The sequence below is a fragment of the Rathayibacter sp. VKM Ac-2929 genome (assembly GCF_022815495.1).
Classification (GTDB): domain Bacteria; phylum Actinomycetota; class Actinomycetes; order Actinomycetales; family Microbacteriaceae; genus Rathayibacter; species Rathayibacter festucae.
The window spans coordinates 480,932-501,218 of sequence record NZ_JALGRV010000004.1 but is presented as its reverse complement, the minus strand read 5'-3'; the positions used below and the strand labels follow the sequence as shown (position 1 = coordinate 501,218).

Here is a 20,287-nt window from a genome sequence, read left to right as displayed (position 1 = left end):
CCCGGCGCCGGCGCTCGTCCTCAGCCCGCAGGGGCACCTGGAGGAGTGGTCACGAGCAGGTACCGTGCCGCGCCTCCAGCGTCCGCCGGCACCGACCAGCGGTGCGGGCGTGACGTCTCGATCGTGATCGACTCGCCGGCAGACACCGTGTGAGACGCTCCGTCGGCGTAGGTCAGCATCGCGGTGCCCTCGGTGACGAAGACGAACTCCTCGCCCTGATGCACGAAGTCGACGTCGTCGGACTGCCCCGGCTGCGCAGTGAAGAGGTACGCCTCCGTCCGCCGGCCCGGGCCGCCCGCCACCAGCCGAGCGCGCGGGGCGTGCGGCTCAGTCGTCTGCCCTGAATTACATCCCTACAGCCGAGCGGGTCGCAGCAAAATCCGAGCAACGGCGGCAGAAGTCCGGGGGGCGACAACCCGGAGTTCGAATCTTAGAAGGCCCGTTGGTCCCCTCAGCGGAGGTGAGGTGTGAGCAAGACGAAGACCCGGTCGAGGACCCAGCCGACGAGGTGATCGAGCAGCAACATCGCGTTCTCCCCGTCGGACGTCAAACCGGGGACGTCGAGGCGAATTGTCGCATGCCGGAGTACGGCGACGTTATCGAGATCTACGTCATTGGCGAATTCGAGAACTACGGCAGATCCGATGCCGGCTACCGTCTGGCCGGTGACGTGAGCTTCAGAAACATGCAGCATTACGCCGTCTGCAGGCGAGAAGCCCTGCGTGCCCGTCGTGGATGTCGTGAGCAGCTCTGAGTGATGGCGCTGGGTCTTTGCGAGCTCCGATAGAAGAGCCAGTACGTGAGTCTCGGGAGCCTCCGGTGTTCCGGCGTAGGGCTGAAGGGAAAGGACGTCGGCGCGGGCGCTCTCGCTGAGCAGGTGTACCCGGCGCCGGACCCAGACTTCTTCCTTCAATGCGGCCGGAAAACCAACTCCCGTCTTCTGCGCGGCGGTGAGCCTGCCCTGCTCGTGGACAGCGAGGGCCATCGCGAGATGTTCGAGAGAGAACTGGAGATTGATGAGGATGTTCTGCACCAGCTCGCCGGCTCGGTCTGGGAGGTCCTCGGCCACCTCGACTATGACCTGGGTCATCTCGTCTCCGCGCTCGAAGCGCATACTGCTAGCCCGTTCGTTCCAAGAGACGACGATGTCGCCGAGCTCAGCGAAGTCCCGCCGCGCCCGCTCGTAGAGGCGCATAAAGCTCTCGCCCTTGAACTCGTCCCGGATGACATCCAGCCTCGCCCGATTCGCCTCGGCACGCCGTTCGTCCTCTGCCTCCCACTCGGCCTGCTCCCGAAACATCTGCTCGTACGCGGCGACCCCATCCCGCTCAGCCCGGGCCTGGGCGTTCCTCTCGTCCCGCTCCGCGCGCCGCCGAGTGGTACGCGCTTCCCTCGCTGCTTTGCGCGGATCCACCACAACGACACCCCTTCGTCATGCCATCCGTCCGACGGCGGCACGACACTACCGGCCGGGCGACCGATGAGCCACAGGGGGCACACCCCGCCGCGGTCCGCGGGTGGGACTGCTGCAGGCGGAGCCCTCTGCCGGTTCTCAGTCGGGCAGGCTCTGCCAGATCACCGACTCGACGGGGTCGCCGTCCGACGTGCACTCGTCCGGAGTGTCCTCGAGCGTGAGGTAGCCGCCGCCGCCCTCCACGACGTCGCCCGTCGTCAGCGCTCCTCGACCAGGGACGTCGATCGTCCGGCCGTCGCCACTGAGGCGCGAGCCGACCGGGAACACCAGCGGGAGGGCCGTCCCGTCGTTCTGCACGGCCAGGCAGCCCTCGTCGGTCGTCGTGAGAGTTCCGGCGATCGACGCCTGCATCACCAGGTCGGGGGCCTCGGAGGCGACCATCGCGGTGACGCCCTCGCTCCGCTGCACCGCGGCGTCGGAGCCGGAGCACGCCGTGAGCGTCATGGCCGAGGCGGCGCACAGCAGCACCGTCAGTGGGCGGAGTCGTCGACGAGGAATCATGAGAACAGCCTACGAATCCCTCCTCGGCGGAGTCGTACCGCTCAGCACTCCCCCGCTGGACACTGCACCGCGCGGGGCGGGTGACCGGTAGCCGAAGGGTCGCTCACCTGCCCGCACAGGGTCGCTCCACGGGCCGACGGCCGGCAGGGTCAGCACGGCACCCACCGCAGTGACCGCCGCGAGCAGGACGCCGACCGGGACAGCGACACGGGGACGGTAGGCGCCGATGACGAGGGTGGAGAAGGTCAGGAGCGCGCCGACTCCGACGAGCGCGAACCATTGGACGAGCGGCCAGGCCGGCCCGGCGAGGCAGTCGACGGGCGGGTCGTTCACCTCGAGGAACGTGCTGCGGTAGTCGCCCGCGCAGCCGAGGAGGATGAGCCAGTTCGTCACGGCGCCGAGCCCTGCGAGGACGACGCTGGAGACGGCGCCGACGACTCCGATGAGCGCGAGGATCGACGCGACGGCGTCGGAGGCGGCCGTCCTGGTGGTCCGCCGGCTCATGGTCCTCCAGGCGAGAACGTCGCGGCCGAGGCCGGACCGGAGGAAGAAGGCACGCGCAGGCCAATTCCGGGTCGACCCGCGTGCCGATCCTGAGGGCTCACCGCTCGACCGAGCGCGCGGGCAGGTGGGAGGCCGCTCCGCGCCGCCGGCTCAGTGCCCAGACGAGCGCGCCCGCGAGGAGCACCGCGCAGGTCAGCCCGGCGACGTGCAGGACGAGCGACGGCACGCCGTTCTCGGGGAGCAGGAAGCCGTACGGCACCCACCCGTCGGTCGCCCCGCGGACGAGCACGACGACGACCCAGACGATCGGGTAGGGCAGGACCACCCACAGCCGGCGCCAGGAGAGCTGTCCGCGGTCGGCGACGACGATCCAGTCGAGGAGGACGAGCGCGGGGAGCACCACGTGCAGGACGGCACTGACCCAGGGCGGGGCCGTCCCGGTACCGGGAACGAGAGTGTTGTAGATCACGGCGACGACGATCAGGTAGGCCGTCGCCGCGCCGCGGACGTGGCTCAGCCACACCGGGGTCGGACGGCGGGCGAGCGCGATCGAACCGGCGACGATCAGCACCGCGCTGGCGAGGAGGCTGGTCTGGTTCGTGAAGTAGCCGAAGTAGTCGAACGGATTCGGCTCGCCGGCCGCGATGCTCAAGGCGTAGGTGTGGAGGATCACCGCGACCGCGGCTGCACCGACGGCGATGCGCGCAGCGCCCACGAGAGGGCGGATCGATGCCGGGGTAGCCACCGGCTCAGCCTAGGAGCCGTCGCGCTCGATGCTGACCCGCGACAGACTCCTCCCCTTTCGGGATGTGGGCCGAGGACTTGTTCCACCTCAATGCGTTCCGCTTCCCTTCGGACGACCGAGGCCACGAGCAGAACAGAGGACCGGCGCGTGGACGAGTTCGAGGGTTCAGACGGCTTCCTCCCGTCGCTGGTTCTGGGCGTCCTTCCGTACCTCCTCATGGTCGCCCTGGTCTCGATCGTCACGTTCGGCAACCTCCAGTGGGTCGGAGAGCGCGGGCGGCCCCGTCCGCAGCCCGAGGGATCTCCCGTGAGAGGGTGATCCGCATGCAGCCCACGACAGCGGTCCGGATCTTGGTGGTCGCGGCGGCCGTTCTCTCGTCCGCTCTGCTCTCCGGCTGTGCAGGCACTCCCGCGGAGCCGACCGTCGAGCGGACGTCGCAGATGGCCGTCGACTACCCCTCCTACGACCTGCCGCAGCTCGTCGGGCAGGCCGATCGCATCATCGAGGGCACCGCCGTCTCGACCCGCGACGCCGTCCTGTATCCGACCTACGAGGGCACCGATCCGCTCTTGAACCCGCTGAGCGAGGCGTCGGAGGAGGAGCAGCGCGCCGCCAGTCTCGAGGGCGCCATCGCCGTCACGGAGGTCGAGCTCGAGGTGACCGCCGTCCACAAGGGCGAGGCGGGAGACCGCCTCACCATCACGCAGACCGGCGGCGTCCTGGACGGGGTCCGCTACACGACCGTGCAGGAGCCCCTGCTCGTACCCGGGAGCTCCTACCTGCTCTTCCTGCACGAGGGCGAGCGTCCCGCCCTCCTCGGCGGGGGCGCCGGCAGCTACGAAGCGGCGGACGGCGGCTACCTCGCCATGGCCGCGCACGCACCCGTCGAGTCGTTGAGCCGCGACGAGCTGGCGCTCCTCCTCGCCGAGGACCGCCGCGCCACCGAGTGATGCGGGCGCCCGCCGGACTGCAGCAAGGGCTCTCGAATACGCGGTGGATCTACTTGGAAGAGACGCCCGCAGACATGCTGGTCGAGTAGCCCCGAAGGGGCGTATCGAGACCCACCACCGCATGAACGTCAGTCTCTTCCCCGCCCTGCGCTGGCGCCGAAGGCGCCCCCTCTGCTCGATACGCCCGCTCCGCGGGCTACTCGATCAGCATGGGAGGGCACACGCAGACTGGTCGACACATGCTGGTCGAGTAGCGCCGTAGGGGCGTATCCAGACCAGCGCCTCCGTGCACATGTGGATCTCGATACGCCCGCTGCGCGGGCTGCTCGATCAGCATGAATCGCTCATGCCCTGCAGACGCTCGACCGAGACCGACCCACGCTGTTCGAGTAGCGCCGCGGGCGCGTATCGAGACCCGCGCGAAGCCCGGCCGCGCCGGATGCTGCGGCCTAGTGCGCTCGCGGCCGGAGCGCGACCGGGAGGGTCAGCTCGCCGCGCTCGACCAGGCTCTGGAGGGCCTCGAGGACGGCGGCCTCCGGTTCGTACCGCGGCGCGTAGCCGAGGAGCGTCGTCGCCTTGTCGATGGAGAAGTACTGGCTGCGGTGCAGGTGGCCCCAGCTCGCGTCGGCGAGGTCGTCGCCCGCGCTGCGGCGGAACTCCTCCCAGCCGACGCTCTCCAGCACGGCCTCCTGCCCGAACCAGCCCGCGGCGATCTGCGCGAACCCGCGGACCGTGAGCGCCGAGGGAGCCACGATGTGGAAGTCCTCCCCCGCGGCTTCCTCGGGCCGAGCCACCGCGAGCTCGAACGCCTGGGCGACGTCGTCGGCGTGCACGTGGTGCAGGGACTCCGCGCCCGAGCCCGGCATGCGCAGCGTTCCGCCGGTGGCCAGGGTCTCCCAGACGGCGGGGTCGAGGTTGCCCAGCGGGCCGATCGGCGCCCAGCCGGGTCCGCTGATGTGGCCCGGGTGCAGCGTGGTGGTGCGCAGGCCGCCCGCGGCGGTCTCGGCCTTCAGGAGGAGGGCGATCGCCTCCTTCTGGCGGCCGTACTCGTCGATCGCGGGCGTGCCCTCGCCCTCCCGGATCGGGAGCTTCAGGGTGGGCCCGTAGCGCCAGACCGATCCGCAGCTGATCAGATGGCCGACGTGCCCGCGGAGCGCCTCGACGAGGGCCCGCGCCGAGTCGACGGTGAAGCAGACCAGATCGATCACCACGTCCGGAGCCAGATCGCGGACCCGGGCGGCGAAGACGCCGTCCTCGTCCTCCTGCTGCCGATCGGCGACGACGTTCCGCACCTGCTCCCACTCCGGGCCGGCGGTGTAGGGGGTGCTGGTGCCGCGGGTGATGGTCGTGACCTCGTGCCCGGCGCGGACGAGCCGGGGGACGAGGAAGGAGCCGATGTGGCCGCTCCCGCCGATGACGACGACGTGCATGGTGGCTCCTCGGGGATGTGACGGGCGGTGCGCTCCACTCCACCACACTCGCGACCGGCGGCGCTGGTGACCCTCCCCTGCTCGGACGTCGGTCGCGCTGCCCTGCGCACCGGCTCAACCGGGACGTCACGAGCGAGGGCGGGAGAGCCTGCCGTTCAGAGGGCCGCGGGTGGCACCGGTGGCGGGTTCGGGATCTCGAAGACGGCCGAGCGCGGCCACATCAGCGTCGGCATGCGCATCTGCTCGGGCCCGCCGATGGCCAGCGCTGTGTCGAGCAGGTCCGCGGCGTGCGCGAGGACGTGCTCGACGTAGGCGGGGTGCACCCAGTGCGGTCCGGAGAAGGCGGAGATCAGGTCCTGGAGGGCACGGACGGAGTCGTGCTGATTCTCGTCCCGCGGGGTCATGGCGGCTCGGATCGCTAGGAGAAGCCCGCTCGGCCGAGCGATGTCACCCATCGGCGGGAGAGAGGTCGTGCACCTCCGCGACGCGGCCGGCATCCGTCACAGTACGCCTCGGACGACCCCGAAGAGGTGTTTCACGAATATCCCGGTGACACCGCAGAAACAGCCCTGCGCGTCTCCGTCCGGGCGATTGCGCGACCGATCGTCCCGGATCGGTGCGAGCAGTGCGGAACGGGGCTAGTCTCAGAGCCCATCCGAGACCTCGCGTGGCGAACCGCACCCTTCCCGGGCGCACACGACGGCGGGACCCCCATGGGCAGGCTGCAGGACGACTCCGGCCGCGGGACCGACGTCGACGACCGGCTCCTCGCTCCCCTGCAGCTCGTGATCGGGACGGAGCTCGGCACGAGCGAGTGCACGCGCGTACCCGGCTTCTTCTTGTGAGCACCAGTCGGCCGGGCGGCGCCTTCGGCGAGGAGATCGACCGGCTCCTCGCCTCCATCACCACTATGCTGCCCGGCGAGGACGCGGCCACCTCCGTGCTCGGCGCTCCCTTCGACATGCAGACTCTCGCGGCGACCAGCCGTCGAGCGGCGACTCTCGACGAGACGCAGATCGACCTCGGCGAAGGGCCCGCCTGGAGCGCGTACCGCGCCTACCGCCCTGTCGAGATGCAGGTCGACGACGAGCGGCACTTCGCCGCATGGCCCGTCTTCGCGCTCTCCGCAGAGGCGGCAGGAACGAGGACGGTCCTCGCCGTCCCTCTGGTCATCGGCACCTCGAGCATCGGCGCGGTCACCCTGTACAGCAGCGCCTCGATGCGGCTCGACGCCGAACAGCTGCAGCTCGCGGGCCGACTCTCGGGAGCGCTCGCCAGGGCCGTGGTCGATCAGGCGATCACCCTGCCGGAGAACGGGAGGCTCGCTCGTGATCCCGCGCTCTCGCGCCGGGAAGTGCACCAGGCGACCGGGATGGTGATCGGCCAGACCCGGTCGACACCGGCGGACGCCCTCGCGATCATCCGCGCCTACGCCTTCGCGGAAGGCATCGGAGTGCGCGACGTGGCCGCACTCGTCCTCGCCGGATCGCTCGACTTCTCCCACGATCCGCCCGCGTGATCCCCCTTTTCCGAGGCGGTCGCCTGCGGGCCTGGTCGGCGGTGATCAGTGCACTCGGCGCCGATCAGCTCGCCGGCGAGACGGTCGATGCGCTCATTCCAGCTCGGTCCGTGGGGCGACAACGGTGGCAGCGCGGTCACGGCAGCGGAAGCTCTTCCGCTCTGTCGGCGCCTACGATCTGGCGATGGTAGAGAAGCAGCTTCCAACCTCGGAGAGTGAAGTCATAGCGCGATCCTGGCTGCGGACAATCCCACCACCTGGACCGCCGCTCGCACCCACATGCCTAGGTCGAGCGCTACGAAGAACACCGTCTGTCCTACGATCGGGAAACGACCGAGCCCTCGAGGGCTCGAGAGGTTGGTCCATTCGATGCGACGAAAGGCTGTGGCGGTCACAGCGCTCGTGGTCCTGGCGGTAGCAGCGCCGATCACCGCCTGGAGCGTCCTCTGGGAGAACACGATCTCGTCGGCTCGGTGCACAGTGACGGAGGTCGTCGACATCCACGCCCGCTACACCCCGAAGTTCGAGGTCGAGACGACTGAATGCGGGACCCTCTTCCTCTCGGGCGGGAACGGTGCGTCCGATCAATGGGTGACGGAGCAGGCGCAGTCGTTGACCCCCTCTGCCGGCTACGACTTCGTGCTGAAGGGATGGAGCTGGTGGACCTCTCAGCGTTCCATCGTGTCGATCGCATCAGCGCGATGAACGTCGACGGCGCAACGACGACGATCGACTCACCTCGAGCGGGACAGGCGGGGCGGGACGGTCGGGGCGCCGGCACCGTCAACTCGAGAACGCTGCACGCGTCCCTAGGGGACGTACTCCTGGGACCAGTAGTCGGCCCGCACCTTCAAGAGGGGCCCCTCGACACTGGAACTCACCGAAAGCAATGACGACGCCCACTAGACCGACCAGGAGAACCCGTGTTCCTTGCGCTCCTCGCCGGCGCTCCCGCCGTGATCGGGGTCCTCTGGCTCGTCAACCTGTCAGGAGACGGGTCCCAGGAGAAGGTGCGGCGAGACACCTGCATCGGCGCCCTTGTCGTCAGCATGCTGTTCGTCGTCGGAGCCGTCGTCCTCTGGTTCGTGCCGGTGGACACGAGCAACGATGCTCAGGGGTCGTTCGGCGCTTCCGCTGTCGCCGTCTCAGCGCTGCTCGTCAGCGGCATCCTCGGCCTCGTCCTCACCTTGATCCTCCGGCTCACGATGCGGGGAGAGGCCCGCGTCGATCGCAGGTGACGCTGAGCTCGGACGATCGGGCTCGCCGCAGGCCGCGCAGCGCGGCTCAGCACGCCATCGGAGCGCAGGTCCGGGCCGGGAGCCACTGCGGAAGAACACGAGAGATCCGGTCGGCGCTCCGCCGTACTCTCTCCCCCATGACGGACTACGCCCGACCCGCTGTCGAGGACCGCGTCTTCACCGACGAGGACGGCCGGCCGATCCCCTACGGGAACCGCTGGCGAGGAGGACCACCTCCGGACGAGAGCTACTCCGTCACCCGCGACACCGAGCGGTTCCGACCCGTCCACACGATCGCGGACGCCCTGCTCGAGTACCTCGCTCGCAGCTACGACGTCACGATCGAGGACGACCCGGCCCTCGCGGCCCGGGACGAAGCCGAGATCTCCTGGGCCGCCCGCGCCGTCCGCGTCACCCCGCGATCGGTCGACGCCGCCCCGCTGACGATCGTCTGGACCGTCTTCCCCGGCGTCCTCCTCCACGCCGGAGCACTGCAGCGGTTCAACTACCCCGTCTGCGGCTGCGACGCCTGCGACGACGACTGGACCGCCCTCGCGGACGACCTCGAGCGAACCGTCCTCGACGTCGTCGCGGGACGCTACGAGGAGAGCATCACCGCTCACGACGGCGGCATCACCGTCGCCTACCGCATCGGAGGCGGTGGTGAGCTGGGCATGTCGAGCGGCTACACCAACGAGGAGGGCGTGCATGAGGTGACCAGTCACGACGGGCAGCAGCTGTCCGCGCCCTGGAGCCGGGCGTGGCAGGCCTGGCCGGAACGCAGGCGCTGACGGACGCTCCGCACGGAGTCACCTCAGCAGGAGCGCGCCGGTCGGGCGACCGCGATCCCGCGCCGCCCTTGACCTCCCTCCCCTATCTTCCTATTCTTCGGTCATGCCCAGACGGAAGCAGGGAGCGGTCCTCCCCCTCGAGCTCGACCTCCTGGACGCGCTCATCGATGCGGGCGAGCCGACGCACGGCTTCGCTCTCGCCGCATCGCTCGCCAGTGGAGACGGCCGGCCGCTCACCGCGCACGGCACGCTCTACAAGGCGCTGGGGAGGATGCAGGAGCGCGGTCTCGTCTCGTCGTCCTGGGAGGACAAGGCGGAGGCGAACGCGCAGGGCCGCCCTCCGCGCCGCCGCTACGAGGTGACCGGCGAGGGACGCGCCGTCGCCCACGCGGCCGCCGCTGCCCGCTCGAGCGCTGCCGGTCGCGCCCCGTTCGTCCTCGGTGGAACGGCGTGAGCGCCCGATCGTCGGCGGCGGTGCGCCGCTCCACGGTCGCCGCGCTGCGCTGGTGCCGCTTCTACACCCGCGGACTGGATCCGCACTTCGCGACCGAGCGGGCGGAGGAGATCGCGTCCGACCTCTTCGAGCACACCCGGTGGGCCGAGGAGAGTGAGCAGGCTCCCCGCCGCACGGCTCGGCAGATCGCCTCGCGCACGGTCCGGGGCGCCGGGGCGGATCTGCTGTGGCGCCGCGCCCGACTCCACGAGGGAAGCGCGGAGATGCTCTTCGACGCGCGAGTGGGGTCGCTCTCCACCGCCCTCTGGGCTGTCGTGTTCGTGCTCGTCCTGGCCTCCGTCGTCGTCGGCGGGTGGGCGAGCACCCGCCTGGTCACGGAGAGTCCGGTGCCGTTCGCGACGACGGCACCGGTGTTCGCGGCGACCGCCGTCGCCGCGCTGGCTCTGCTGCTGCTCCTGCACCACCGGACCCGCCGTGCCGGCGCCGTGCTGGGAGCGGTCGCCGTCTCGGTCCTCCCGACGGTCGCGGTAGACGCGCTCTGGTACATCAGCGCCACGGTCCCCGTGCTCGTGTCCTCGGTGCCCTCCCTCGACCTCCTTCTCCTGCTGCTGGGAAACGCGCAAGGACTCGTCCTGCTCGCCGCCGCCCTCTGCTGGTCCATCGCCCGACGCCCCACCGGAAGCCAGGTCACGACATGACGGATCCCCGCCCTCGAGGCACCACCCGGCTGCGCGCCACGATCGCCCTCGCCGCGGGAGGACTGCTCCTCACGGCAGGCCTCGGCGCCGTCCTCGCCGCCACCACGGCGTCGGCCGTCCAGGACTACGACGACCGCTTCGCCGCCGCGCGGGCGGCCGACCCGCCCGTCGTCGAGGACGACGTCGCCTCGTCGCCGCTCCCCTCGATCACCCCCGCCGCCCACGAGCCGGGCACGCCGTTCGAGGAGGCGACGCCGACCGCCGCCCCCGACGGGCACCGCTACGACCAGTGGGGCGTCCGCCTCTACGACGTCTCCGACGCACCGGACGACATCACCTACCCGGCGAGCCTCGTCGGCGACGAGCTCGGCAACGCGGTCAGCTGGGTCGACATGCAGCTGCGCATCGCCGGCTGCATGCGCGAGGAGGGCTTCGACTACACCTTCAAGCTGTGGTGGGAGCGCTCGCCCGAGGACCGGGGCTCCGAGCCCCTCGCGGAGGACAGCGAGGCCATGGCCGCCCTCTACGGCACGAACCTCACCTCGACCGGCCCCTACGACTGGACGCAGGCCGGCTGCCAGGGCCGGATCGTGCACGAGATGGGCAACGACGACGCCCACTGACGCCCCGACGACGGAGCCCCGCGACGGGCGGGTCCTCGCGGCCCCTCGCCGACCGTGCTCCGCTCCCGCGGTGCGCTCAGACCTCGTCCTGACGTGTCGCCCAGCAGGCGGCGGAGGCCGACCCGCGTCGCAGAGGCGGCGGGCTGCCGACGGCAGCGCGACCGGTGAGCACCAGGCGGACCGGAGCACCCGGAGCCAGGACCGGAGCCGCCGCGGAGGAGTGCGGCGGACCGACTTCGAGTCACCCGCGCCGACCGGTTCCCGGCTCCTCCGTTCGAGGCCTCGAGAAGGGCGTATGGTCCGGCCATGACCGCACTCATCAGCACGGCGCCGACGACCGGATCCCCGATGACACGCCTCCCGGTGGCACCTCGACCGCGCACCGCCGTGCCGGTCCTCCCCGCGGACGATCTGCGGGAGGAGGCGGCTCGCCACACGCGGTTCTGGGCCTCGTACGACGCCGCACCCGGGTCGGTCACCGCCTGGGCCGACGCCGCTCTGTCGACGTGGCGGCGCCCCGCCCCGGCCCCCCGGTCGCCCGCCCGCGAGGGTCTCGACCAGTGGGACGAGGAGGGCGGGTACGACCCCGCCTGACCCCCGATGCCACCGAGGCGCGCCGTCCTCGAGCGCCGCGTCGGTGACGCCTCGACACCACCGCCGGAGGCGAGGTGGTCGAGTGCTGTCGCTCTCCGCGGTCCGGGCGCCCCGCTCGGACCGAGCGGAACTCCGGGCGGTCACTCCCCGCTGGTCTGAACGCTCGCCACGCCGTCGCAGGTCGCCGTCATCGCGGCGACGACCGCGGGGTCGTCCTGCGCGAGGTCGTCGCCGCCGCTCGTGACGGCGCCGTTGGTCGCGGTGCGCCCGTCGGCCGAGAGCTCCACCTGCGTCGAGGTGATGCTGTAGCGCCCATCGGCGTCCCGCGCGGCGAGGACGCCGGAGATCGAATGGTGGCCGTCGGCGTCGGCCGTACCGCAGGTGACGCCCGTTCCGGCGTCGCCGAACCCGGCGAGCACGAATCGGTAGGGCTCCCCGTCGACGCCGACCGGCGTCACGAACGCGCAGTCGGTGAACGCGAAGAGCGCGGCGGTCCTGCCGTCGCTGAGGACGGTCGCCGCGAGGGTCGGGCTCACCGCGACCGTCCAGCCGCGGTGGGTCGCCGGGCCCGCCAGCGTGTCCTGCTGCAGGAAGGTCGCGCCCGAGGCGGTGCGGATGCCGTAGTCGAAGCCGCCGTCCTCGTCGTAGAACGCCTGGTCCGCCCGGCCGTCGCCGTCGATGTCGCCTATCTCCGCCGTCGCGACGCCGGCCGGGACGGGGGTGTCGTTCGGGGTGCAGCCGGCCGAGGACGCGGGCGGTGCGGACGACGGTGCGGACGCGGAAGGGCTCGCCGGTGCGGCCGTCGCGCTGGACGCGGCCGTCGACGTGGACGCCGAGGGCGCCGTCGACGCCTGCGTCTCCTGAGCCGCCCCCGTCGAGCAGCCCGTCACGCCGGCGAGTCCGCCGATCACCGCGACGGAGAGCACGAGCAGACGGGGCGTGAACGGACGGGTCTTCCTGCTTGCCGATCGAACCATGACGACCTCCTCCATCACGATAGGACTGCCGGGCCGCTCGCGCCTCCCCGTGATCGCCGTCTTCCGGTCTCCCGGCGCCGGCTCAGCGCCCCGGCAGGGTGTCGAGCGCCCGGGACCGGGCGGCGAGGAGCTCGGCGTAGGTGCCGTCCCGCTCGGCCCAGCGCAGTCGCTGCGCGGCCCGGACGACGATCTCGTCCGGGGTCGGCTCCTGCGTCAGGAGCTCGAGGACCTCGTCGAGGTAGGCGTCGAGGGGCAGGGCCGCCGGGTTGACGGCCTCCTGGCCCGCGGTCGCGACGGCCGGCGGGACGAGCTCGGTCACCCGGACGCCCGTGCCGGCCAGCTGCGCCCGCAGCGACTCGGTGTACGCGTGGACGCCCGCCTTGGACGCGCCGTAGCTGGGCATCAGCGGGAACGGCAGGAAGGCGATCCCCGAGGACACGGTGACGATGTCGCCGCCGCCCCGGCCGAGGAGGTGCGGGGTGAAGGCGTCGACGGCGCGGATCGTGCCGAGCAGGTTGACGGCGACGGTCCGCTCCGCGGTGGCGAAGTGGGCGGGGTCGCGGAGATCCTCCTGGAGCAGGACCCCGGACATGGTGACGACCGTGTCGAGGCCGGGATGCGCCGCCAGCACCTCGTCCCTGGCCCGGGTCACGGAGTCGGCGTCGGTGACGTCGATCCGGACGGTCTCGAGGTCCTCGACCCGGGCGGTGTCGCGTCCGCCGACGACGACGGTGCTGCCGGCGGCGGCGAAGCGGCGGGCGAGGCCGAGGCCGATGCCCGAGGTGCCGCCGATGACGAGGACGGTGCGGTCGGTGATGTCCATGGTGTCTCCTCCTGGGGGAACGGGTCCGCGGTGAGCGGCTCGGCTCGATGGTCGTCGCCGCCGCCGGGGGCAGCCAGGTCCCGGCGGATCCGGGGAGTGGCAGGGCCTCTCTCCGCGGGCGACGGGGTGGGTATCGTCGGCCCCATGGATGTCGACGCACCGGCGAACGCGCTCGGCGAGTACCTGCAGGCCCGGCGCGCGCTCGTCGCTCCCGAGCGGGTGGGCCTGCCGCCGGGGACGCGGCGGCGGGTGCCGGGCCTCCGCCGGGAGGAGGTCGCCCTCCTCGCCGGCATCAGCGCCGACTACTACGTCCGCCTCGAGCGCGGCCGCGACGACAACCCCTCCGCGCAGGTGCTCGAGGCCATCGCCCGGGTCCTGCAGCTGGACGACGTCGAGACGGCCTGGCTGCACGACCTCGCCGCGCCGAAGCCCCGCGTGCGGCGGCGCGCGCGGTCGGCGGAGCAGGTCCCCGCGCGGCTGCACCACCTCCTCGCCGCACTCGAGGTCCCCGCGTTCGTCGAGGGCCGCTACTTCGACGTCCTCGCCTCGAACCGGGCGGCCGTGTCGCTCTCGCCGCGGCTCGCTCCCGGCCACAACCGCCTGCGGTCGCTGCTGCTCGATCCGGAGGAGCGCCTGTTCCACCGCGACTGGGAGACAGCGGTCGAGTCGTTCGTCGGCGTCGCCCGGCAGACCCTCGGCCAGGACGCGAGCGACCCCCGCGCGGTCGAGCTCGTCGGCGAGCTGTCCCTCGCCAGCGCCCGCTTCCGCACCCTCTGGGCCCGGCACGACGTCCGCCCGCTCCGCGGCGGCACCGCGACGATCGACCACCCCCGGGTCGGCCCCCTCGACCTGCACCGCGAGAAGCTGCCGGTCGACGGGCTCGTCCTGGTGATCTACTACCCCGACGAGCACGGCGACAGCGCCGACCGCCTCCGCCTGCTCGCGGCCTGGGACGGCAGCACACCCGAGTCCGCCCTCGGGGCGCGCGACTGACGGTCCCCGGGACGATGTCAGAGCCGCGGCGCCCGCGGGGACGATGCCGGAGTCACGGTCCTCGTCGGACGGTCCCCCTCGGGTTCCGGCTCGTCGGTGAGGCGCAGCCCGCCCGGGGCGTAGGAGTCCGCGATCCAGCGCCGCACCCAGGCCTGGTTGAGGACGACGCGATCGACACTGGCGTACCGGAAACGGAGCGCGCTGGCGGGATGCAGCCAGATCGAGGTGCGACCGCTGCCCACGGCAGGCAGGTCCTTCCAGGAGAGGTAGAAGCTCTCGCCTCGGCCGAGCTTGGTGCCGATGACGACCTGGAGGTGACCGAGGAGGCGGTCCTCGAAGTCCACGTCGAGCCGCGAGTCGTAGACGAGTCGTCCCATGGGGATCCTGACGTCGGGTGCATCCGGAATGGATGCCGTGGCCACGCGAAAGGGGTCCTGATGGGGTCGGAACGGAGGCTACGCCCGAACGGGCCGGAATCCTCACGCTTCGTCGATATCGGTGCGACATCCCGCTCCTGGCCCCCCCGAGCGCTTCCCAGAGCGACTCGGGAGGTCTGGGTTGCAGACACACGGGGTTCCGGATCCGGATCGGAGGCCGTGAGGAGGGGGCTCACTGTCCTGGCGGCGCCGCCTCTGCGCGGGTTCCCGTCGGCTGCGCGCACTCCGGCGTGACCGACAGGCGCCGCAGTGCGGAGCCGGCCCGACCTGCGCGGCCGCGCGGAGCGCCTCGCTCCGCAGGACGAGCGGCGGTCGGCTACCTCCTGCTCGCCGGTCCCGGCAACCCCGTCCCCGCCCGGGCGACGCATCGCCGACCATGGAACGGTGCAGCAGCTGAGCAACGCCCTCCGGAGCTCCTTCCCGGCCGGCGGCGGAGACCGCCGTGACTGAGCCGGGCGAGGAGCCGGGCCCCTTCCTGTCCTGGGTCGGCGCGCTCGAGGAGGTGGGCGACGACGACGTGCCGGTCCTGCAGGCGGTCGGCTTCCTCAGCGTGAGCCTGCGCCTGAGCGCGGACGCGGCGTTCGCCGCTCTGCGCGACGAGGCCCGAGCGCTGACCCTCGACCTGCGGGAGGTCGCTTCCGAGGTGATCACCTTCCGCCGGACCATCCCCGCACCCGAATGAGGGGCCGGCGGGCGGACGGCGGGGCACACCGGTCGGATCGACGAGCGGCCGGGTCCGCGGCACGGGTCTGTTGCCCCGCATCCCTGTCCTCTAGCGGACATGTCCGCTAGAGGATCTTGCCGCGGACACTCCCCCACTGCGACACTCGCCCCGATGAGCACACACGGCGTCCGCGACCCCCGCCCCTCCGACGTCGCGAGGCGCACCGTGCTCGGGGCGGCCTGGTCGACCCCGGTCGTCGCGGTCGCGACGGCCGCGCCGATGGCCGCGGCGAGCACCGCCGGGCTCACGGCCCGCCTGTCCTGGGACGGCCCGAGGGGCGTCCAGACGGAGTCGTCCCTCCTGTTCCTCACCCTGGAGTCGCCCTCACGCGGCACTCCGGTCGTCCGCGGGACCGGCAGTCTCACCCTGACCGTCCTCGAGGAGTACGCCTTCTCCCCCGCGAAGTCGGTCGTCGCGCCGGCGGGGTGGACGGTGATCAACGACAACGGCCGGACGATCACGATCCTCGCCCCCGACGGCGTGAGCGCGGGGACCAAGGGCTTCAACGTCGAGTGGGGTGAGCTGTCCGGCAACTGGACGACTACGGCCACCTGGACCGAGAGCGAGGTCACCGGCTCCGTCTCGTCGACCATCGAGGTCGGGCCGCGGGGCTTCCCCGTGCTCGAGTGGCTGACGAACCCCGCCGTCTTCGGCGGGACGTCGACGCTCCGGCTGCTGGTGCCCGCCGACTGCTACGCGATCGGCTACCCCGGACTCCTGCTGATCCCCGCCGAGCTCTTCGACGCGTCGACGATCGCCCTGCCCGCGGGCTGGAGCGTCGTCGACGAGGACAGCGCCGCGTTCGCGTACCTCACCGGTCCGACCGTCGCCGGTGCGGCCGACTTCGCCTTCACCTTCGGCCCGGGCTCGACCACGACCAGCCCGGTCGTGCAGTGGATCTCCCCGACGGCACCGGGGACGACGCCGATCCAGCCCCGCCCGCCCCTCCGGCTCACGCCCGCCTGACGCGGCGCCGCCGGCGCACGGCTGCCGCTGGGTCTCGATACGCGCCTGCGGCGCTACTCGACCAGCATGCAGGGCGCGGAGCCGCACGCAGCAGGCAGCGCACCCATGCTGATCGAGTAGCCCGCGCAGCGGGCGTATCGAGATCCACCATCACCGACACGTCAGGCGACAGCGGGTCTCGATACGAGCCTGCGGCGCTACTCGACCAGCATGCAGAGGGCTCCGCCTCCGCCTGCTGCGGCGCACCCCTCCGCCGGCTAGGCCGGGTTCGACTTCAGCAGCCGGGTCACCGCGATCATCGCGCCGCCCACCACCGCGGGGATCCCGCCGCCGGGGTGCACCGACGCTCCGACCCGCCACAGCCACGGCCGCAGGCGGTCGTGGTACGCGGGCCGGTGGAAGGGCCCGCTCTGCCAGGAGGGCCGCGCCGCGCCGTAGAGCGCGCCGTGCGGTTCGCCGCCCTCGCCGTAGTACTGCGGATCGAGCACCGTCTGCTCGTCGAGGAGGTCGGTGAGGAGCCCGTCGAGCCTCATCGCCCGCGAGACGCGCTCGACCTCGCGCCGCACGAAGGGGTGCTCGGCGGTGTACCGGCCGCCGTCGGCGGGCGCGGTGAGCAGGACGCCGAGGGTGCTGTGCGGATTCGGGTACACCTCGCCCGCGCGGTACTGGTTGACGAACACCATGGTGTCCGCCGGCTCGTCGCCCGCCTCGAGGCTGCGGTGCAGCGCGGCGGGCCGGGTCGGCAGCACCACGCTGTGCGTCGCGATGCTCGCCGGCAGCTCCTCCCGCAGCACGCCGTAGAGCGCGATCGCCGAGCAGGAGAGGGTGCGGGGGCGCAGGCGGGGCAGCGCCGGCAGCCGCGACGGACCCGTCAGCACCTCCAGCCGGTCGGCGTCCAGAGCGCTGACGACGAGGTCGGCCGGATAGTGCCCGGTGTCCGTGGTGACCGACCCGCGCTCGATGCGGATGACCGCCTCGCCGGTGCGCACCTCGACGCCGGCCGCCTCGGCCAGCCGGCTCAGCGCCAGCACGATCTCGTACACGCCGCCGCGGGGCACCCAGGCCCCGGTCTCGGCCATGATCGCCGGCATGCTCGCGTAGAGGGCGGGGGTGCGCGCGGGCGAGACGCCCGCGTTGAGAGTGTGGATCGCGATGATCTCGCGCAGCCCCTCCGGCAGCCAGGGCAGGCCGTCGAGGTAGGCGCGCGTGGTGAGCCGCGAGCCGTAGACGGCCAGCAGCCGGCGCAGCGCCGGGAGCGCGGCCCGGTCGAGCGGGTCGGCGAGCAGCAGCTCGGTCACGTCGTCGGCGAGGGGCGCGTGCAGCTCGGAGAAGCGCCGCCAGGCCGGGTACCAGGGGTGTTCCGGCGCGACCGGCAGCGAGGTCTCCTCCCCGTCGTAGTAGTAGCGGCCCACCTCGGGCATCCGCACCAGGTCGAGCCGGCCGGCGTCCCGGACGCGCTCGGGGGCGCGGTCGCCGTCGCCGAGGCGCCGCAGCAGCTCGTCCCACACCGCCGGGAACGTCACCAGGGACGGCCCGGTGTCGATGCGGTCCTCGCCCAGCTGGAGGCGGCGGCTCTTGCCGCCGAGCTCGGCGGAGGCCTCCAGGAGGGTGACCCGGTGGCCGGCGCGCGCGAGCAGCGCGGCCGCGGTGAGCCCGCCGATCCCGCCGCCGACGACGACGACGCGGCTCATGCGGAGCCTCCCAGCACGATCGAGACCAGCAGCAGGACCCCGGTGAAGGAGCCCGCGATGTACGGGAAGGCGACCGACAGGCGGTAGAGCCGGTGACCGGTCTCCGGCGTCGGGTCGCGCAGCAGGCGCACGACGAGGACACCGGCGATCAGGAGGTTGACCGCGGCGACCGGCACGCTCACCAGGGCGAACAGCACTGTGGAGACGAGCCACCAGGCCCCGCTCCACAGGGCCGTCCCGCGCGCCCCGAGCCGCACCGCGGTGGTGGTGATGCCCGCGTCGCGGTCCTCCACGATGTCCTGCACCGCGTCGAAGGCGTGCTTGGCCACACTCCAGGCCATCAGCCCGAGGGCGGCCGGCCAGACCGGCGACACTTCGAAGGCGGCGGGCACGATGACCAGCGGCAGCGCGTAGGCCGCGTTGCTCAGCGAGTCGAGGAAGGGCCGCGCCTTGAAGCGCAGCGGCGGCGCGGAGTAGAAGACGAAGACGCCGGCGTAGAGCAGGATCGCGGCGTTCGCGAGCGGCGGCAGCGCGAGGAGGAAGTAGACCAGGAACGGGACGTTGGTCGCCGCGACGGCCCAGGCGATCAGCCGCACCTCGGACTGCCGGATCCTCGCGCCCTCGATCGAGCCCTTGCGGGGATTGGCCGCGTCCGTGTCCTGGTCGTAGATGTCGTTGACGCCGTAGATCAGCACGTTGAACGGCAGCGTGAGCCACAGGATGATCGGCAGCGCCCGCAGGTCGAACAGCGCGCCGGTGAGCCACACGGCGACGAGTCCGGAGCCGATGGTGTTGATCCAGAGCACCGGGCGCGAGATGTGCACGAGGCGGCGCACGACCGCGCCGATCGCGAGCGGTGCGGTGCTCGCCGTCCGCTCACTGCCATCAGTCACTCGCCCGAGGCTACCCGGCCCCTCGACGCGGGGTGATGACTTGCGGGCCACACTGGGGGGATGCGTATGATGCTCGCCACCGCCGGCACCCGCGGCGATGTGGAGCCCTTCGCGGCCCTCGCCCGGCACGCCGTCGCCCGCGGTCACGAGGTCCTGCTGGCCCTGCCCGACGACGCGGACGCCCCCGAGGGCGTCGACACCGTGGCGCTCGGCCTGGACGCGCGGCGGATGCTCTCCCCCGCCGGCCGCACCCCGTGGGCGCTCGCGAACCATCTGCGCCGGGAGGTGCGGCCCGCAATGCGGCGGATGCTGGCCACCGCGGTGCGGGAGACGATCGCCTTCGAGCCCGACGTGGTGGTCCACCACCCGCTGATCCTCAGCGCGCCGATGGCGGCGGACGCGCTCGGCGTGCCCCGGGTGCTGGTGGAGTTCGCTCCGGTGGCCACCCCGAGCGAGCGCTTCCCCGCCGCCGGCGGCCCCACGGCCACCCGCGACCTCGGCGCCTACAACCGGCACACCTACGCCGTGCCGCGCAGTGCCGCGCGGCTCTTCGAGGCCGACGTCGCCCGTGCCGCCGCCGAGCTGCCGGGCGGTCGCCGTCCGGAGCAGCGCTCGCCGTCGCGCGCGACGCTCATGGCCGTCAGCTCCGCGCTGCTGCCGCGCCCCGACGACTGGCCGGAGCGGGTGCACCAGACCGGGGCGTGGCACGGGGAGGATCCGGCGGCCGCCGTCGACCCGGGGGTCGCCGGATTCCTCGCCGCCGGCCCGTACCTCGTCGCCTCCTTCGGCTCGATGGCCGCCGGCGACGCGGCGGCCCGCGGGGGCGCGATCGTCGCCGCCGCGCGAGCGCACGGCCTGCGGGTGCTGCTCGTCACCGGCTGGGGCGGCCTCGCGCTGCCGGCGGAGTCCCGCGGTCACGATGTGCTGGCCGTGCGGTCGGCGCCGTTCGACGCGGTGCTGCCGGGCGCGGCGCTCGCCGTGCACCACGGCGGGGCCGGCACCTCCCACACCGTCGCGCGGGCCGGCGTGCCGGCGGTCGTCGTGCCCGTCACCGCCGACCAGCCGTTCTGGGCCGCGCAGCTGCACCGGCAGGGCCTCGCCGCCGCCCCGGTCCCGCTGCGCCGGCTCTCGGCCGGCACCCTCGTGCCCGCGATGACCGACGCCCTGTCCCGCCGCGAGCGGGCCGCCGAGGTGGGCCGCCTCCTGCGGAGCGAGCACGGGGTCCAGCGGGCGCTGGACGTGCTCGAAGCCCTCTGAGCCGA

Annotated in this window: 27 protein-coding genes; 15 read left to right on the top strand and 12 right to left on the bottom strand. The window is 72.5% G+C overall.

All coding sequences use genetic code 11. The features are described from left to right. Positions 1 to 20 precede the first annotated feature (20 nt). From MT355_RS14955 to MT355_RS14935, 5 genes are all read right to left on the bottom strand, one after another. Entirely contained in the window at positions 21 to 302 is a 282-nt protein-coding gene (locus MT355_RS14955; RefSeq protein WP_243600128.1) for a cupin domain-containing protein, read from the bottom strand. A gap of 149 nt (positions 303 to 451) precedes the next feature. Further along, positions 452 to 1,417: a hypothetical protein gene (locus MT355_RS14950; protein ID WP_243600127.1), complete on the bottom strand. Its 966-nt coding sequence runs from the start codon at positions 1,415 to 1,417 to the stop codon at positions 452 to 454. A gap of 135 nt (positions 1,418 to 1,552) precedes the next feature. Beyond that, a complete protein-coding gene (locus MT355_RS14945; protein ID WP_243600126.1) occupies positions 1,553 to 1,975 on the bottom strand; it encodes a hypothetical protein in 423 nt (140 codons plus the stop codon). 9 nt (positions 1,976 to 1,984) lie between these two features. Beyond that, entirely contained in the window at positions 1,985 to 2,479 is a 495-nt protein-coding gene (locus MT355_RS14940) for a hypothetical protein (RefSeq protein ID WP_243600125.1), read from the bottom strand. Positions 2,480 to 2,576: 97 nt separating this feature from the next. Then, positions 2,577 to 3,224 carry a Pr6Pr family membrane protein gene (locus MT355_RS14935; protein WP_243600124.1) on the bottom strand — a complete coding sequence of 216 codons (648 nt, stop codon included), beginning with the start codon at positions 3,222 to 3,224 and terminating at the stop codon, positions 2,577 to 2,579. Between the two features lie 147 nt (positions 3,225 to 3,371). On the opposite strand from MT355_RS14935, the gene MT355_RS14930 reads away from it, so the two are divergent. Both MT355_RS14930 and MT355_RS14925 read left to right on the top strand, forming a co-directional pair. Continuing rightward, a complete protein-coding gene (locus MT355_RS14930; protein ID WP_243600123.1) occupies positions 3,372 to 3,542 on the top strand; it encodes a hypothetical protein in 171 nt (56 codons plus the stop codon). A gap of 5 nt (positions 3,543 to 3,547) precedes the next feature. After that, a complete protein-coding gene (locus tag MT355_RS14925) occupies positions 3,548 to 4,174 on the top strand; it encodes a hypothetical protein (RefSeq protein ID WP_243600122.1) in 627 nt (208 codons plus the stop codon). Positions 4,175 to 4,623: 449 nt separating this feature from the next. On the opposite strand, the gene MT355_RS14920 is transcribed toward MT355_RS14925, so the two are convergent. Further along, entirely contained in the window at positions 4,624 to 5,604 is a 981-nt protein-coding gene (locus MT355_RS14920) for an NAD(P)-dependent oxidoreductase (protein WP_243600121.1), read from the bottom strand. Positions 5,605 to 5,759: 155 nt separating this feature from the next. Then, entirely contained in the window at positions 5,760 to 6,008 is a 249-nt protein-coding gene (locus MT355_RS14915; protein ID WP_243600120.1) for a hypothetical protein, read from the bottom strand. 309 nt (positions 6,009 to 6,317) lie between these two features. Here MT355_RS14915 and MT355_RS21345 point away from each other — a divergent pair, with 309 nt between their 5' ends. From MT355_RS21345 to MT355_RS14875, 9 genes are all read left to right on the top strand, one after another. Next, positions 6,318 to 6,449: a hypothetical protein gene (locus MT355_RS21345; RefSeq protein ID WP_279392414.1), complete on the top strand. Its 132-nt coding sequence runs from the start codon at positions 6,318 to 6,320 to the stop codon at positions 6,447 to 6,449. Then, a complete protein-coding gene (locus MT355_RS14910) occupies positions 6,446 to 7,123 on the top strand; it encodes a GAF and ANTAR domain-containing protein (protein WP_243600119.1) in 678 nt (225 codons plus the stop codon). The genes MT355_RS21345 and MT355_RS14910 overlap by 4 nt, the downstream gene beginning before the upstream one ends. A gap of 384 nt (positions 7,124 to 7,507) precedes the next feature. Further along, a complete protein-coding gene (locus MT355_RS14905; protein WP_243600118.1) occupies positions 7,508 to 7,828 on the top strand; it encodes a hypothetical protein in 321 nt (106 codons plus the stop codon). A gap of 218 nt (positions 7,829 to 8,046) precedes the next feature. Beyond that, positions 8,047 to 8,361, top strand: coding sequence for a hypothetical protein (locus MT355_RS14900; protein ID WP_243600117.1), 315 nt, complete (start codon positions 8,047 to 8,049; stop codon positions 8,359 to 8,361). Positions 8,362 to 8,498: 137 nt separating this feature from the next. After that, positions 8,499 to 9,152 (top strand): DUF6226 family protein, encoded by a 654-nt coding sequence (locus MT355_RS14895; protein WP_243600116.1) that lies wholly within the window; start codon positions 8,499 to 8,501, stop codon positions 9,150 to 9,152. Between the two features lie 103 nt (positions 9,153 to 9,255). After that, positions 9,256 to 9,606 carry a PadR family transcriptional regulator gene (locus MT355_RS14890; protein WP_243600115.1) on the top strand — a complete coding sequence of 117 codons (351 nt, stop codon included), beginning with the start codon at positions 9,256 to 9,258 and terminating at the stop codon, positions 9,604 to 9,606. Continuing rightward, the gene (locus MT355_RS14885; protein ID WP_243600114.1) at positions 9,603 to 10,304 is read left to right on the top strand and encodes a hypothetical protein; all 702 of its coding nucleotides are present in this window, start codon (positions 9,603 to 9,605) and stop codon (positions 10,302 to 10,304) included. Before MT355_RS14890 ends, MT355_RS14885 begins: the two co-directional genes overlap by 4 nt. Further along, positions 10,301 to 10,927: a hypothetical protein gene (locus tag MT355_RS14880; protein WP_243600113.1), complete on the top strand. Its 627-nt coding sequence runs from the start codon at positions 10,301 to 10,303 to the stop codon at positions 10,925 to 10,927. The genes MT355_RS14885 and MT355_RS14880 overlap by 4 nt, the downstream gene beginning before the upstream one ends. Before the next feature lie 306 nt (positions 10,928 to 11,233). Then, positions 11,234 to 11,521, top strand: a complete 288-nt coding sequence (locus MT355_RS14875; RefSeq protein WP_243600112.1) for a hypothetical protein — start codon at positions 11,234 to 11,236, stop codon at positions 11,519 to 11,521. Positions 11,522 to 11,661: 140 nt separating this feature from the next. On the opposite strand, the gene MT355_RS14870 is transcribed toward MT355_RS14875, so the two are convergent. Both MT355_RS14870 and MT355_RS14865 read right to left on the bottom strand, forming a co-directional pair. Then, positions 11,662 to 12,498: a hypothetical protein gene (locus tag MT355_RS14870; protein WP_243600111.1), complete on the bottom strand. Its 837-nt coding sequence runs from the start codon at positions 12,496 to 12,498 to the stop codon at positions 11,662 to 11,664. Positions 12,499 to 12,580: 82 nt separating this feature from the next. After that, positions 12,581 to 13,321, bottom strand: coding sequence for an SDR family oxidoreductase (locus MT355_RS14865; protein ID WP_243600110.1), 741 nt, complete (start codon positions 13,319 to 13,321; stop codon positions 12,581 to 12,583). A gap of 144 nt (positions 13,322 to 13,465) precedes the next feature. Between MT355_RS14865 and MT355_RS14860 the strand changes: the two genes are divergently transcribed. Next, positions 13,466 to 14,314, top strand: a complete 849-nt coding sequence (locus tag MT355_RS14860) for a helix-turn-helix domain-containing protein (RefSeq protein ID WP_243600109.1) — start codon at positions 13,466 to 13,468, stop codon at positions 14,312 to 14,314. Positions 14,315 to 14,331: 17 nt separating this feature from the next. Here the strand turns inward: MT355_RS14860 and MT355_RS14855 are convergent, their stop codons facing one another. Next, positions 14,332 to 14,691 (bottom strand): ATP-dependent DNA ligase, encoded by a 360-nt coding sequence (locus tag MT355_RS14855; RefSeq protein ID WP_243600108.1) that lies wholly within the window; start codon positions 14,689 to 14,691, stop codon positions 14,332 to 14,334. Between the two features lie 502 nt (positions 14,692 to 15,193). On the opposite strand from MT355_RS14855, the gene MT355_RS14850 reads away from it, so the two are divergent. Together MT355_RS14850 and MT355_RS14845 are read left to right on the top strand one after the other, a co-directional pair. Then, positions 15,194 to 15,433 (top strand): ANTAR domain-containing protein, encoded by a 240-nt coding sequence (locus tag MT355_RS14850; RefSeq protein ID WP_123737003.1) that lies wholly within the window; start codon positions 15,194 to 15,196, stop codon positions 15,431 to 15,433. Positions 15,434 to 15,586: 153 nt separating this feature from the next. Continuing rightward, positions 15,587 to 16,441 (top strand): hypothetical protein, encoded by an 855-nt coding sequence (locus MT355_RS14845; protein WP_243600107.1) that lies wholly within the window; start codon positions 15,587 to 15,589, stop codon positions 16,439 to 16,441. Between the two features lie 257 nt (positions 16,442 to 16,698). Here the strand turns inward: MT355_RS14845 and MT355_RS14840 are convergent, their stop codons facing one another. Together MT355_RS14840 and MT355_RS14835 are read right to left on the bottom strand one after the other, a co-directional pair. Beyond that, complete coding sequence (locus tag MT355_RS14840) at positions 16,699 to 18,132, bottom strand: NAD(P)/FAD-dependent oxidoreductase (RefSeq protein ID WP_243600106.1); 1,434 nt, start codon at positions 18,130 to 18,132, stop codon at positions 16,699 to 16,701. Then, on the bottom strand, positions 18,129 to 19,025 hold the full coding sequence (locus tag MT355_RS14835; RefSeq protein WP_243600105.1) for a UbiA family prenyltransferase: 897 nt from the start codon (positions 19,023 to 19,025) through the stop codon (positions 18,129 to 18,131). The genes MT355_RS14840 and MT355_RS14835 overlap by 4 nt, the downstream gene beginning before the upstream one ends. A gap of 60 nt (positions 19,026 to 19,085) precedes the next feature. Here MT355_RS14835 and MT355_RS14830 point away from each other — a divergent pair, with 60 nt between their 5' ends. Then, on the top strand, positions 19,086 to 20,282 hold the full coding sequence (locus MT355_RS14830; RefSeq protein ID WP_243600104.1) for a glycosyltransferase: 1,197 nt from the start codon (positions 19,086 to 19,088) through the stop codon (positions 20,280 to 20,282). Positions 20,283 to 20,287: the final 5 nt, after the last annotated feature.

Excerpts from the sequence above, each read along its gene's own strand:
- MT355_RS14925 (WP_243600122.1), top strand. The coding sequence starts at position 3,548 with ATGCAGCCCACGACAGCGGTCCGGATCTTGGTGGTCGCGGCGGCCGTT.
- MT355_RS14875 (WP_243600112.1), top strand. The coding sequence starts at position 11,234 with ATGACCGCACTCATCAGCACGGCGCCGACGACCGGATCCCCGATGACA.
- MT355_RS14895 (WP_243600116.1), top strand. The coding sequence starts at position 8,499 with ATGACGGACTACGCCCGACCCGCTGTCGAGGACCGCGTCTTCACCGAC.
- MT355_RS14830 (WP_243600104.1), top strand. The coding sequence starts at position 19,086 with ATGCGTATGATGCTCGCCACCGCCGGCACCCGCGGCGATGTGGAGCCC.
- MT355_RS21345 (WP_279392414.1), top strand. The coding sequence starts at position 6,318 with ATGGGCAGGCTGCAGGACGACTCCGGCCGCGGGACCGACGTCGACGAC.
- MT355_RS14840 (WP_243600106.1), bottom strand. The coding sequence starts at position 18,132 with ATGAGCCGCGTCGTCGTCGTCGGCGGCGGGATCGGCGGGCTCACCGCG.
- MT355_RS14880 (WP_243600113.1), top strand. The coding sequence starts at position 10,301 with ATGACGGATCCCCGCCCTCGAGGCACCACCCGGCTGCGCGCCACGATC.
- MT355_RS14915 (WP_243600120.1), bottom strand. The coding sequence starts at position 6,008 with ATGACCCCGCGGGACGAGAATCAGCACGACTCCGTCCGTGCCCTCCAG.
- MT355_RS14945 (WP_243600126.1), bottom strand. The coding sequence starts at position 1,975 with ATGATTCCTCGTCGACGACTCCGCCCACTGACGGTGCTGCTGTGCGCC.
- MT355_RS14940 (WP_243600125.1), bottom strand. The coding sequence starts at position 2,479 with ATGAGCCGGCGGACCACCAGGACGGCCGCCTCCGACGCCGTCGCGTCG.
- MT355_RS14890 (WP_243600115.1), top strand. The coding sequence starts at position 9,256 with ATGCCCAGACGGAAGCAGGGAGCGGTCCTCCCCCTCGAGCTCGACCTC.
- MT355_RS14920 (WP_243600121.1), bottom strand. The coding sequence starts at position 5,604 with ATGCACGTCGTCGTCATCGGCGGGAGCGGCCACATCGGCTCCTTCCTC.
- MT355_RS14845 (WP_243600107.1), top strand. The coding sequence starts at position 15,587 with ATGAGCACACACGGCGTCCGCGACCCCCGCCCCTCCGACGTCGCGAGG.
- MT355_RS14860 (WP_243600109.1), top strand. The coding sequence starts at position 13,466 with ATGGATGTCGACGCACCGGCGAACGCGCTCGGCGAGTACCTGCAGGCC.
- MT355_RS14870 (WP_243600111.1), bottom strand. The coding sequence starts at position 12,498 with ATGGTTCGATCGGCAAGCAGGAAGACCCGTCCGTTCACGCCCCGTCTG.
- MT355_RS14855 (WP_243600108.1), bottom strand. The coding sequence starts at position 14,691 with ATGGGACGACTCGTCTACGACTCGCGGCTCGACGTGGACTTCGAGGAC.
- MT355_RS14865 (WP_243600110.1), bottom strand. The coding sequence starts at position 13,321 with ATGGACATCACCGACCGCACCGTCCTCGTCATCGGCGGCACCTCGGGC.